This is a genomic window from Caulobacter rhizosphaerae, from assembly GCF_010977555.1.
Lineage (GTDB): Bacteria > Pseudomonadota > Alphaproteobacteria > Caulobacterales > Caulobacteraceae > Caulobacter > Caulobacter rhizosphaerae.
Genome location: NZ_CP048815.1, coordinates 5084853 through 5096815, shown reverse-complemented (window position 1 = coordinate 5096815; position 11963 = coordinate 5084853). Strand labels below are relative to the sequence as shown.

Here is an 11963-nt window from a genome sequence, read left to right as displayed (position 1 = left end):
AAGCGGCGAAGGCCGTGGCCGGCGGGAAACGCTTGTTGGCCAAATCTTCATGACGATCGACGGCGGGGGCTTGTCCCCCGTCGGCGGTCGCGTGCAACGATAAGAGACCTTAACGGGAGAGAGACATGGCGAGAGTTGCGTTCGTGACCGGCGGCACCCGGGGCATCGGTCGGGCCATCTGCGAGCGGCTCGTCGCCGACGGCATGAAGGTGGCGGCCGGCTATTCCGGCAACGAGGAGGCCGCCGCGGCCTGCGCCAAGGAACTGGGCGTGATGGTGGTCAAGGGCAATGTCGGCTCGTTCGACGACTGCGCCGCCGCCGTCAAGAAGGTCGAGGCCGAGCTGGGCCCAGTCGAGGTGCTGGTCAACAACGCTGGCATCACCCGCGACGGCATGCTGCACAAGATGACCTACGAGCAGTGGTCGGAAGTGATCCGGGTGAACATGGACTCGGCCTTCAACATGACCCGTCCGGTCATCGAGGGCATGCGCGATCGCGGCTGGGGTCGGATCGTCAACATCAGCTCGATCAACGGCCAGAAGGGCCAGATGGGCCAGACCAACTATTCGGCCGCCAAGGCCGGGCTGATCGGCTTCACCAAGGCCCTGGCCCTGGAGAACGCCAAGAAGGGCGTCACGGTCAATGTCATCTGCCCGGGCTATATCGACACCGAGATGGTCGCCGCGGTGCCCGAGAACGTCCTGGCCGGCATCATCGCCGGGATCCCCGTCGGCCGTCTGGGCAAGGGCGAGGAGATCGCCGACATGGTCTCGTTCCTGGCCGGCGAGCGGGCGGGCTTCGTGACCGGGGCCACCCTGACCCTCAACGGCGGCCAGTACATGGCGGCGTAGGTCCGGTGGACCGTTAGGCGTTAGGCGTTTGGCGTTTGGCGTTTGGCGTCGAGGCGCCGCCCTCATCCTTTCGACACGCTCAGGATGAGGGCTACGGGTAAGGCGGTTGAGTAGAATTCCTCATCCTGAGCCTGTCGAAGGACGAGGAATTCGGCCCCAGGCCTTCAGCTGCCCACAGACCCAGGGGCAAACCTGGGGACGGTCGCGTGTCGCGCGACCGGGCTCCCAGGGGAGCGCTACCAAGGGCCGACCCCGACCGCGGCCCAAAGGTCACAGGTCACCCTAAAAAGACTTGGCGACTTGACGAAGACTCTCCGCCGGCTCGAAGATTCCGGTCGGCGGGGTAATCTTTCCAAGCTTTTCATGACGTCTTCGGGAAATTGCGTGGCCGCAACAAGGTCTTCGGCGTCCAAGATTCGCCCTAGTCCCCAGGCATGACCCTGGGGATGAAGAGTCGATCGGCTGTGATGACGGGGCCAGGGCGTTGCGCGATGCTGCTAGCGTTCGCCCTCGCGGCCACGGCCGGCGCGGCCAACGCCCAGTCCAGCCTGCGCGACGCGTTCTTCGGCAACCGTGGCGAGACTCGCAAGGCGCCGGCTCCTCCGATCGCCCGCTATGTCGCCGAGACCGGCGACGCGTTCATCCTGGACCGCGCCGCGCCCCAGCCGCTGCTGAAGTTCGAGAACAGCTCCGAGGTCTGGGTGTTGTCGCCCCAGCCGGCCCCGCGCGGCGACACCATCTACAAGAACGAGCTGGGCGAGCCGGTGCTGCGGGCCAGCAAGCTGGGCGGCATGACCCTGTTCACCCGCGAGCGGCCGGGCGGCGACGCCGCGGCGCTGATGGGCAAGGCCAGCTCGATCCAGCCGCCGCCGTTCATCTCGGTCAACGCCCTGTTCCAGCGGCTGGTCCAGGCCAGCGCCCGCGCCAGCCGCGCGGCCCAGCACCGCGTGGCGTTCGAGACCGTCGACGACGCCACCCCCGCCACCTCGGTCCTGGTCGCCGACACCGCCACGGTCACCGCCGAGGCCTTCGAGCGCATGGCCCGCGATGGCGGCCGAGGCCCGTTGGCCCGCGTCACCCGCGTGCTGCTGGCCGAGGGCCACAAGTCGGGCGCCAGCCTGAAAGGCGGCGACCTGACGGTGACCTACGCGCCGGGCAAGGGCCTGTCAGGCCGCCCGTCGTCGAAGCGGATCATCAAGATCGTCAACAAGTAGCAGCGCCAGCCTACCGGGCCAGGACGACGTGGGTGGCGTGCTCGCTGGCCTGGTGCTCGGTGACGCGGAAGCCCAGCGCTGGAAGGTCGATGCCGGCGAACATCGCCTCGCCCTGGCCCAGCACGACCGGCGACAGGGCGTAGTGCAGTTCGTCGATCAGGCCGGCGCGTAGATACTGGCGCACCGTCTCGACGCCGCCGCCGATCTTGACGTCGAGATCGCCGGCCGCCGTCCTGGCCTGGTCGAGCGCGGCCTCGATCCCGTCGGTCACGAAGATGAAGGTCGTGCCGCCCTCCATCTCGATCGGGTCGCGCGGATGGTGGGTCAGCACGAAGGTCGGCGCGTGATAGGGGGGATTGGCGCCCCACCAGCCCTTCCAGCTGTCGTCCACCCAGGGACCGCGGACGGGGCCGAACATGTTGCGGCCGAGAATGAAGGCGCCGAATCCGGTCATCGCGCGCTGCGCATACGCCTGATCGACGCCGTCGGAGCCTCCCTCCTTACCGATCATCGTGTGGAAGAAGCGCGTACCGAACATCCACTGGTGCAGCTCGGGCCCGCGCTTGCCGAGGGGATGTTCCAGGCTCTGCTCGGGGCCGGCTCCAAAGCCGTCCAGCGAGATCGAAAAGCCTCCCACGCGCACCTTTGACATCACCATCTCCGTTGTTCCACCGCCCGGCCGGGCAGGCGGTCTTCCCAAGGACGCCCAGGCGCGGCGCGTCCCGACAAGCCCGCCGTGTTTTTTGACCGGCGCCCTCTATCCCAGCCGCTTCCTCACCTGGATGAACAGGTACGGCTCGAACGGCAGCGAGCGGTACTCGATGCGGTCGACGACGTTGTCGGCGCGCGAGCCCTTGTAGATCACCCGTTCGCGCGTGACGTTGCGCGAGGTCCAGTTGGACAGGGTGGTGCGCACCGTCAGGTCGGGGCTGGGCTTCCACTCGACGAAGCCTTCCAGATAGGGCTCGAACCGCTGGGTGCGGACCTCGCCCAGGCGGAAGCGGCTGTACTCGTTGGGGCAGTTGCGGGAAGCGCCCCAGCTCCACTTGCCGCCCGGCATGTCGCGCGTGAAGCTGAGGTTGCAGACGAACGGGGTGGCGTTGGTGATGCGCCGCTTGTGGAAGGTGACCGGGTCGGTGACCTCGCTGTCGAACCAGCTGAGGCGGGCCTTCACCTGGCCGCCGGAGATCCCCAGCCTCTGGGTCGGCAGGGTCAGGGCGATCACGAACTGGTCGGATCGGCCCGAGCCGATGTTGCTGGGCGCGTCGCCGCCGCCGACCAGGGGCTTGTAATCGACGACGTCGGAGATCTCGGCGTGGGTCAGGGTGGTCGAGAGCGAGCCCGCGCCCCAGAACCGCCGCTCCCAGGCGACCTCGCCGACCCACGAGCGCTGGGGCTCCAGGTTGACGTCGGCGCCGTCCTGGCTGCCGGCCGCCAGGTCGGCCGAGGCGATGAAGTCGCCGAAGTCCAGCTGCCCGACCTCGCGCTCGACCCGCACCCGCAGCTGGTCGACGCTGTTGGGGCTCCAGGTCGCCAGCACCCGGGGCTTGGGGTAGAAGAAGCTGCGCTCCACGTCGACGCCGCCGCCGCTCTGGGTGATGCGGGAGACCTCCATCCGCGCCCCGGCCTCGATCGTCAGTTTCGGATTGGCGCGCCACACGGCCTTGCCGGCCGCCTCGCCGCGCAGCTCCTCGACCTTCACGTGCGGCGGGCCGATGTCGAACGGCGCGCCGTTGACGTCGTAGCGGATGTCGCCGTCCAGGAAATTGTAGGCGCCCTCGACGCTGCCCTCCAGCGACAGGGCCTGGGAGCGGCGGTGCTTGACCTCGCCGCGCAGGATGCTTTCGCCCGTTTTGTCGCGCTCGCGATAGACCTCGGCGTGGCCGGGCAGGGCCAGGGTCGAGCCGTAGGTCTCGTCGCCCAGGTTCTGCAGGAACACCAGCTGCAGGTCGGTGCGCGGGCCCAGCCGAGCGTCGTAGCGGGCGCCGAACTCGCCGGTCCATTCCTTGCTGGTTTCGCCGCTGTCCTGGCGGCCGGGGCTGGGCTGGTAGCGGGTGTAGACGACGTCGCGATCGAACGAGAAGTACTCGATCTTGCCGTTGACCCGGATCTTGCCGCCCGGCGCGGCGCGCTGGATCGCGCCGCGCGCCGCGTAGTTCTGGATCTGGTCATAGCCCTTGACGGCTTCGCGGATCGTCGGGCGGCCGTCGGGGAAGCTGGTCACTCGCGATCCGCCGTCGAAGGTCTGGTCGGTGCGGTCGACGGTGGCCTTCAGCGAGCCCTCGATCTCGTTGATCCCGTCGCGGCGCGAGGCCTGGAATTCCAGCAGCGGGCCGAACAGCCCGTCGGGGTAGAGGTAGGTCTGGATGTTGGCGACCTTCTCGACCTGCACCGTCGACTTGATCACCACATTGGCCAGGATGGTCTGGCCCTGCATGTCTATGCCCGGGGCGCCGCCGCGGATCAGCTCCACGCGCTCGACGGCCGAGGCCGAGATGCGCTTGAGGATGTCCTCCAGATTGTCGCTCTTGGTGGTGGGGCGCTCGCCGTTGACCAGCACGTTGCCGGCCGTGCCGGCGAAGCCGCGGGCCTCGTCGCCGCGGTCCAGGCGGAAGCCGGGCAGGCGGGTGATCATGTCGAAGGCGGTGCTGGGGCGCTGTTCGGCGAAGAAGTCGGGCGGATAGGCCGTCACCCCGCGCTGGGCGTCGGCGGCGGGCGCGGCGACTGCGAGCAGGCCGGCGGGCGTGGCCGGCGGCGCGGCGGCCTGGGCTTCGGGCGCGGCCAGGCCCAAGGCGAAGACGACGGAAGCAAGACTCATGACGCGGACCCCCCAAAGCCCCCGCTTTGTTGGCCGCGACCCTGTCGGCGCCGAAGCGCCGGAACCAGTTACAAAACCGAAAGGTAGGTTACATTTGTGAAATGTTTCCGCCGATCACCTGGGCGGGAAACATTTTCCCCTTTCGAGCCAATGGCTTGACCCTAGGGCGCCGGCTGGTTTCGCGCCGCCTGGTGCTCGCCGCGGGCGGCCGTCCAAACCGCCTTGGCGGCGTCGATGTTCATGCAGGCGACGCCCAGGCCGACCACCACATCGGGCCAGGGCGATCGGGTGAACAGCGTGGCGGCGCCCGCGGCGATGATCGCGACATTGGCCAGGGCGTCGTTGCGGGCCGACAGGAAGGCGGCCCTGGTCAGGCTGCCTGAATGATGCTGGAACCGGGCCAGGGTGAACGCGCAATAGAGGTTGACGGCCAGGGCGCCGGCGCCGGTCAGGGTCAGGCGCAGCGCCTCGGGAGGGGCCGGATCGGCGTACTTGCGCCACAGGGCCCAGAGGAAGGCCAGGGCGGGCGCGAGCAGTAGGCCCGCCAGCGCCATGCCGACCCGGGCCTTTTGCCTGGCGCTCCAGCCCAGGGCGGCGAAGATCAGGAAATTGACGGCCGCGTCTTCGAGAAAGTCGACGCTGTCGGCCAGCAGCGAGACCGAGCCGATGTGCAGCGCGACGGCGAACTCCACGCCGAAATAGGCCAGGTTCAGCGCCGCCACCAGCCGGATGGCGCGACCAAGGCCGTCTTCCGCCGCCATCGCGAAGTCTCTCGAGGCCGGCCTTGCCTAAACCGCCGTGCCGCCGACCGTCAGGCCGGTGATCTTCAGCGAGGGCTGGCCCACGCCCACCGGCACGCCCTGGCCGGACTTGCCACAGACGCCAATGCCGGGGTCGAAGTCGAAGTCGTTGCCGATCATCGTCACGCGGGTGAGGGCGCTGGGACCGTCGCCGATCAGGGTCGCGCCCTTGACCGGAGCGGTGATCCTGCCGTCCTCGACCAGATAGGCCTCGGTGCACTGGAAGACGAACTTGCCGTTGGTGATGTCGACCTGGCCGCCGCCGAAATTGGCGCAGTAGAGGCCGCGCTTCATCGAGGCGATCATCTCGGCCGGATCGTCATTGCCCGCCAGCATGCCGGTGTTGGTCATCCGCGGCATGGGCATGTGGGCGTAGGACTGGCGGCGGCCGTTGCCGGTGGCGGCCATGCCCATCAGACGGGCGCTCATCCGGTCGTGCATGTAGCCGACCAGGACGCCGTCCTCGATCAGCACCGTGCGTTCCGTCGGCGTGCCCTCGTCGTCGATGGTCAGCGAGCCGCGGCGGCCGGGGATGGCTCCGTCGTCGAACACGGTGACGCCCTTGGCCGCCACCCGCTCGCCGATACGGCCGGAGAAGGCGCTGATGCCCTTGCGGTTGAAGTCGCCCTCCAGGCCGTGGCCGACCGCCTCGTGCAGCAGCACGCCGTTCCAGCCGGGACCCAGGACCACGTCCATCTCGCCGGCCGGGCAGGCCACGGCGTCGAGATTGACCAGGGCCATGCGCAGGGCCTCGTCCACCTGGGCCCGCCACTTGTCGGGGCTGATCCAGGCGGAAAAGCCGGCGCGGCCGCCGGCCCCGGACGTGCCCGCCTCGCGGCGGCCGTCCTTCTCGACCGTGACCTGGACATTGACCCGCACCAGCGGGCGCACGTCGCGCAGCAACTGGCCGTCGGCGCGCAGGATCTCGACGACCCGGCGCTCGCCTGCCATCGAGGCCATCACCTGGACGACGCGAGGATCACGCGAGCGGGCGAAGGCGTCGATCTCCTGCAGCAGGGCGACCTTGTCGGAGAAGGCGGGGGAGGCGACGGGGTCGTCCTCGCCATAGAGCCTTTGGTTGGTGGCGCGTGGGGCCTCGGCGCTGACCCCGGCATAGCCGCGGCGGGCCAGCCGGGCCGAGTCGGCGGCGCGGCCGATGGCGGCTTCCGAGATCTCGGCCGAATGGGCGTAGCCGGCGGTCTCGCCGGCCACCACCCGCAGGCCGAAGCCCTCGCCCGAATCATAGGAGGCGCTCTTCAGCCGGCCGTCGTCGAAGACGAACGACTCGCTCTCGGAGCGTTCGACGAACAGTTCCCCGTCGTCGGCGCCGGCCAGGGCCTCGCCGAGGATGGCGCGGGCGCGCTCGGGATCGACATTGGCCGAGGCCAGCAGGGACGGGGCGGTGATGGGAGCGGTCATGGGGTTACAGGTAAGCGTTTCGTCCGCCCCCGTCATCACCCCGGCGACGATTCGACGCCGGGGAAGGTGAGGCGAGGCCGAGATGCGGCTTGGGGACAGGCGCATGCGCCTGTCCCCATCAGTCACCAGTCCTGGTGCACTTCGCCCGAGCCGGCGACATTGGAGCTGAGGACGGTCGGCTTGCTGGTCAGGTAGACGTCGCCGCTGCCGGCCACCTCGACCTCGGCCGCGCCGTGCGGGGCCAGGTGGGCCTCGCCGCTGCCGGCCAGGGCGACCTTGGCGTCGCCGGTGTCGAGGCTGCGCAGGTCGGCCTCGCCCGAGCCGGAGACCTTCAGGTCGACCTTCCGGGTCTTGCCCTGGGCCTCGACGCGGCCGCTGCCGTTGATCTCCAGCACCAGATCGGGCTGGTCATAGGCCTTCAGATAGAGGTCGCCGCTGCCGTTCAGGGTGAAGGTCCGCACGCCCGGAGCGACGACCTCGACCGACAGTTGGTCGCTGTCGCGGCTGATATGGACGCCGTGGCCGTGGATCGAGACCACGCCGCCGTCGCCGTCGCTGTCGCGCAGGGTCAGTCGGCCGTTCGCGAGGGTCACCCGGTCGACCAGGCGCTGGGGCCCGACGATCTTGACGCCGCCGCCGGCCCCCGGGGCGGCCTGGGTGAAGATCACCTCGGCCGGCACGTCGACCTGCAGGGCGTCCGAACCGCTCCAGGCGATCTGCCGCGTGGTGGTCTCGCCGTTGTCGACCGACGCGCCGGGCCCGATGTGGATGTGGTCGTTGTCGTCGTTGACTTCGATGTTCCAGTCGGCCGGGAAGCTCCAGCCGTTCTTGACGATGTCGCGTCCGCCGAGCGCGAAGGCCCCGGCGAAGCAGCCGACGCAGAGCACGAAGCTGGCGACGGCGACGATGGTCAGGTTGCGGATCATGGCGGTCCCCTCAGACCTGGGTTTCGATGGCCGGCTTCAGCAGCCGGTAGTGGAGACGGCCGTACCAGATCAGGCCGTTGACTAGGCCGACGGTCAGCAGGGTGGTGACGGCGGCCAGGGCGGTGGCGCCGGCCATCAGGCCGATGCCCAGCAGGAAGGCCACGGCGGGGCCCCCGGGCGGTCCGGCGAACGGTCCGACCGTGGTCACCGCGCCGCCGGCCACGAAGATGCCGATCGCGGCCATGAAGAAGGCGAACAGCGTCCCCAGCACGCCCATCAGCAGGGGCAGCAGGAAGATGATGTCGATGGCGCCCAGGCCGACGACGGCGAAGATCGCGCTGGCGGCGGCCGACGGGTTCTTGGTCTCCTCCCAGCGGCGAACGCCCTGCTCGGCGCGCTGTTCGCGGGCCAGGCGCTCGGGCTCGCCCAGCGCGGCGGCCACTTCGCTCTCGCTGCGCCCGGCCTCCTGGGCCTCGTTGAAGTGGGCCTCGTAGTCGGCGACGATGTCGGCGATTTGGGCGGCGGGCAGGCCCGCCAGCCCGCGCTTGAGGCGGGTGAGGAATTCGGCGCGCGTCATGCGGCGGCTCCCAGGATGTTGTCGACGGCGGAAACGAAGGCCGCCCATTCGGCCTTCTGGGCCGTGAAGCTGGCCCGACCGGCCGGCGTCAGGCGGTAGTACTTGCGTGGCGGACCACTCTGGGATTCCACCAGATAGGTCTCGACCTGGCCGTCCGACTGCATGCGGCGCATCAGCGGATAGATCGTCCCTTCCCCCATATCGATGTCCTTGGCGAGCTTGCTGGCGATTTCGTAGGCGTAGCTGTCGGCCTTCGACAGCAGGGCCAGCACGCACAGCGCCAGCACGCCTTTCTTCAGTTGAACTTCAATGGCTTCTGTCACGGCGTTGCGGTCTCCGAGCCTGGCCCGTTGCTGAGCACTCTTGTGACGCAAGGTAGTGTCCAATGCAAGGTAGCTGTCATTACATGTTAGTAATGGTACGTAGCGCGAGCGTGCTGAAATGCCCGTTGTTGAGAGCGGTTCGCAGGTGAGGCGCCTCAGGCCCGCGCAAGGCGTCCGGGCGAACGCCTCTGGCGCTTGGCAACGGGGATTGGAGCGCGTATGCACGCCAGCGACCGGCCAGAGACGCCGGGGCCGGCCTTCGATTCCACGTCGCCTGACGAAGTTGATTGCCTAAGTCCCGTGTCGCTGGTCGTATTGTGCATGTCGGCGCGGCGTGGGGTTGATCGCGACGCCAAATCGCCGCCGAAACGGGCCGTGAGGGATATGAAGGCGCAAATTCAGGGGATGCGGCGGAAGTTGACGGGCGTAGCCGCCGTCGCCGCCACGACGATGGCCCTTTCGGGCGTGTTTGCGGGGGAGGCCCTCGCCAAGGGCGCCGAACTGCTGGGTCAGCCGACCCCCGGCGCCTACGATCTTCAGAAGGCGGCCTCGCCCCTGAAGTACGAGGCGATCGCCTTCCACAACCACATCCTGATGCCGATCATCACGGCCATCACCCTGCTGGTGCTGGGCCTGCTGATCTGGATCGTCATCCGCTACAACGCCAAGGCCAACCCGGTCCCGGCCAAGTTCAGCCACAACACCACGGTCGAGATCATCTGGACGATCGGCCCGGTGCTGATCCTGATGATCATCGCCATCTTCTCGTTCCGGCTGCTGTTCGCCTACAACGACATGCCCAAGCCGTACCTGACGGTGAAGGCCACCGGGTACCAGTGGTACTGGGGCTATGAATATCCCGACCAGAAGATCAGCGAGATCACTTCGGTGCCGCTGAAGAAGGAAGAGGCCGACGCCAAGGGCGTGCCCTACCTGCTGGCCGCCGACAAGCCGATGGTGGTGCCGGTCAACCAGGTGATCCGCGTGCAGGTCACCGGCGCCGACGTGATCCACGCCTTCGCCCTGCCGGCCTTCGGCCTGAAGACCGACGCCATTCCCGGCCGCCTGAACGAAACCTGGTTCAAGGCCGACAAGATCGGCGTCTATTACGGCCAGTGCTCGGAGCTCTGCGGCGTCGACCACTCGAACATGCCCATCGAGATCCACGTCGTCAGCCAGGCCGACTTCGACGCCTGGGTGAAGTCCAAGACCTCGCCCGCGCCGGCCGCCACGGCCGCGGCCGCTCCGGCCCCCGCCGCCGGCGCCGCAGTTCCGGCCGCCGCCACGCCGGCCGCCGCCCCCGCTTCCGCTCCGGCCGCGGCTCCTGCCGCGCCGGCGGCCTAAGATACGATTGCAGGATTAAGTCCGATGGCTCACGCCGCTGACATCGACACCCACGGCCACGACGACGCCGACCACAAGCCGCCGTTCTTCCAGCGCTGGTTCTTCTCGACCAACCACAAGGACATCGGCACGCTCTACATCCTGTTCGCCATCATGGCGGGCCTGGTCGGCGGCGCGCTGTCGGGCCTGATCCGCTGGGAACTGGCCGAGCCGGGCATCCAGATCTTCGGTCCCAACTCGTCGGTCAGCCTGATGGGCCTCGTCGAGCAGTCCAAGCACGGCTACAATGCGGTCGTCACCGCCCACGCCCTGATCATGATCTTCTTCATGGTCATGCCGGCGATGATCGGCGGGTTCGGCAACTGGTTCGTGCCGATCATGATCGGCGCGCCGGACATGGCCTTCCCGCGGATGAACAACATCTCGTTCTGGCTGCTGGTCGCCGCCTGGGTGCTGCTGCTGACCTCGATGTTCGTCGACGGCGGCCCGGGCCGCGGCTTCGGCGGCGGCTGGACGATCTATCCGCCGCTGTCGACCACCGGCCACACCGGTCCGTCGATGGACCTGGCGATCCTGGCCCTCCACCTGGCCGGCGCCAGCTCGATCCTCGGCGCGATCAACTTCATCACCACGATCTTCAACATGCGCGCGCCGGGCATGACCCTGCACCGCATGCCGCTGTTCGCCTGGTCGGTGCTGATCACCGCCTTCCTGCTGCTGCTGTCGCTGCCCGTCCTGGCCGGCGCCATCACCATGCTGCTGACCGACCGCAACTTCGGCACCCACTTCTTCGACCCGGCCGCCGGCGGCGACCCCGTCATGTTCCAGCACCTGTTCTGGTTCTTCGGCCACCCGGAAGTGTACATCCTGATCCTGCCGGGCTTCGGCATCATCAGCCACATCGTCTCGACCTTCTCCAAGAAGCCGATCTTCGGCTACCTGGCGATGGCCTACGCCATGGTCGCCATCGGCTTCGTCGGCTTCATCGTGTGGGCCCACCACATGTACACCGTCGGCATGAGCATCAACCTGCGCGCCTATTTCGTGGCCGCCACGATGGTCATCGCGGTGCCGACCGGCGTGAAGATCTTCTCGTGGATCGCCACGATGTGGGGCGGCTCGATCAGCTTCAAGACGCCCATGCTGTGGGCGATCGGCTTCATCTTCCTGTTCACCGTCGGCGGCGTGACCGGCGTGGTCCTGTCGAACGCCGGCATCGACTACAGCCTGCACGACACCTACTACGTCGTCGCCCACTTCCACTACGTGCTGTCGCTGGGCGCGGTGTTCGCCATCTTCGCCGGCTTCTTCTACTGGTTCGAGAAGATGTGGGGCGTGAAGTACAACGAGTTCCTGGGCTGCGTGCAGTTCTGGATCATGTTCGTCGGCGTCAACCTGATCTTCTTCCCGCAGCACTTCCTGGGCCTGCAGGGCATGCCGCGCCGCTACGTGGACTATCCGGTCGCCTTCTCGCACTGGAACTACGTCTCGTCGGTTGGTTACGCGATCACGGCCGTGGGCGTGGTGGTGTTCCTGGTGATCCTGCTGGAAGCCGCCATCCGCCGCCGCAAGGCCGAGGCCAATCCGTGGGGCGAAGGCGCCACCACCCTGGAATGGACCCTGTCCTCGCCGCCGCCGTTCCACCAGTTCAGCGACCCGCCGGTCATCAAGGCCGACAGCCACTGAATCTG

At 68.3% G+C, this 11963-nt stretch carries 11 protein-coding genes; 4 read left to right on the top strand and 7 right to left on the bottom strand.

Features of this window, described 5'->3' with window-relative positions; genetic code table 11:
- Nucleotides 1–125 precede the first annotated feature (125 nt).
- Both phbB and G3M57_RS23285 read left to right on the top strand, forming a co-directional pair.
- Complete coding sequence (phbB, locus tag G3M57_RS23290) at nt 126–851, top strand: beta-ketoacyl-ACP reductase (protein ID WP_056754509.1); 726 nt, start codon at nt 126–128, stop codon at nt 849–851.
- Nucleotides 852–1342: 491 nt separating this feature from the next.
- Nucleotides 1343–2065 (top strand): DUF4908 domain-containing protein, encoded by a 723-nt coding sequence (locus G3M57_RS23285; protein ID WP_230983839.1) that lies wholly within the window; start codon nt 1343–1345, stop codon nt 2063–2065.
- A 10-nt stretch (nt 2066–2075) separates the two neighbouring features.
- Here the strand turns inward: G3M57_RS23285 and G3M57_RS23280 are convergent, their stop codons facing one another.
- The 7 genes from G3M57_RS23280 to G3M57_RS23250 form a co-directional block, all read right to left on the bottom strand.
- Nucleotides 2076–2717 (bottom strand): dihydrofolate reductase family protein, encoded by a 642-nt coding sequence (locus G3M57_RS23280; RefSeq protein ID WP_163233240.1) that lies wholly within the window; start codon nt 2715–2717, stop codon nt 2076–2078.
- Nucleotides 2718–2822: 105 nt separating this feature from the next.
- Nucleotides 2823–4883, bottom strand: coding sequence for a TonB-dependent receptor plug domain-containing protein (locus G3M57_RS23275; RefSeq protein WP_163233239.1), 2061 nt, complete (start codon nt 4881–4883; stop codon nt 2823–2825).
- 161 nt (nt 4884–5044) lie between these two features.
- Nucleotides 5045–5644, bottom strand: a complete 600-nt coding sequence (locus G3M57_RS23270; RefSeq protein WP_163233238.1) for a cation efflux transmembrane domain-containing protein — start codon at nt 5642–5644, stop codon at nt 5045–5047.
- 27 nt (nt 5645–5671) lie between these two features.
- Nucleotides 5672–7102 (bottom strand): metalloprotease TldD, encoded by a 1431-nt coding sequence (tldD, locus tag G3M57_RS23265; protein WP_056754501.1) that lies wholly within the window; start codon nt 7100–7102, stop codon nt 5672–5674.
- Between the two features lie 122 nt (nt 7103–7224).
- Nucleotides 7225–8028, bottom strand: a complete 804-nt coding sequence (locus tag G3M57_RS23260; protein ID WP_163233237.1) for a GIN domain-containing protein — start codon at nt 8026–8028, stop codon at nt 7225–7227.
- Nucleotides 8029–8038: 10 nt separating this feature from the next.
- Nucleotides 8039–8605 carry a DUF1700 domain-containing protein gene (locus tag G3M57_RS23255; protein WP_056754495.1) on the bottom strand — a complete coding sequence of 189 codons (567 nt, stop codon included), beginning with the start codon at nt 8603–8605 and terminating at the stop codon, nt 8039–8041.
- Complete coding sequence (locus G3M57_RS23250; RefSeq protein WP_056754492.1) at nt 8602–8928, bottom strand: PadR family transcriptional regulator; 327 nt, start codon at nt 8926–8928, stop codon at nt 8602–8604. The genes G3M57_RS23255 and G3M57_RS23250 overlap by 4 nt, the downstream gene beginning before the upstream one ends.
- Before the next feature lie 384 nt (nt 8929–9312).
- Here G3M57_RS23250 and coxB point away from each other — a divergent pair, with 384 nt between their 5' ends.
- Nucleotides 9313–10272, top strand: a complete 960-nt coding sequence (gene coxB / locus G3M57_RS23245; RefSeq protein WP_056754490.1) for a cytochrome c oxidase subunit II — start codon at nt 9313–9315, stop codon at nt 10270–10272.
- A 24-nt stretch (nt 10273–10296) separates the two neighbouring features.
- Nucleotides 10297–11958, top strand: a complete 1662-nt coding sequence (gene ctaD / locus G3M57_RS23240) for a cytochrome c oxidase subunit I (RefSeq protein ID WP_163233236.1) — start codon at nt 10297–10299, stop codon at nt 11956–11958.
- Nucleotides 11959–11963 lie beyond the last annotated feature (5 nt).

Bases quoted from the DNA above. Each gene is read 5' to 3' on its own strand.
- G3M57_RS23255 (WP_056754495.1), bottom strand. From the start codon at position 8,605: ATGACGCGCGCCGAATTCCTCACCCGCCTCAAGCGCGGGCTGGCGGGC.
- G3M57_RS23270 (WP_163233238.1), bottom strand. From the start codon at position 5,644: ATGGCGGCGGAAGACGGCCTTGGTCGCGCCATCCGGCTGGTGGCGGCG.
- G3M57_RS23260 (WP_163233237.1), bottom strand. From the start codon at position 8,028: ATGATCCGCAACCTGACCATCGTCGCCGTCGCCAGCTTCGTGCTCTGC.
- ctaD (WP_163233236.1), top strand. From the start codon at position 10,297: ATGGCTCACGCCGCTGACATCGACACCCACGGCCACGACGACGCCGAC.
- G3M57_RS23275 (WP_163233239.1), bottom strand. From the start codon at position 4,883: ATGAGTCTTGCTTCCGTCGTCTTCGCCTTGGGCCTGGCCGCGCCCGAA.
- tldD (WP_056754501.1), bottom strand. From the start codon at position 7,102: ATGACCGCTCCCATCACCGCCCCGTCCCTGCTGGCCTCGGCCAATGTC.
- G3M57_RS23285 (WP_230983839.1), top strand. From the start codon at position 1,343: ATGCTGCTAGCGTTCGCCCTCGCGGCCACGGCCGGCGCGGCCAACGCC.
- phbB (WP_056754509.1), top strand. From the start codon at position 126: ATGGCGAGAGTTGCGTTCGTGACCGGCGGCACCCGGGGCATCGGTCGG.
- coxB (WP_056754490.1), top strand. From the start codon at position 9,313: ATGAAGGCGCAAATTCAGGGGATGCGGCGGAAGTTGACGGGCGTAGCC.
- G3M57_RS23280 (WP_163233240.1), bottom strand. From the start codon at position 2,717: ATGTCAAAGGTGCGCGTGGGAGGCTTTTCGATCTCGCTGGACGGCTTT.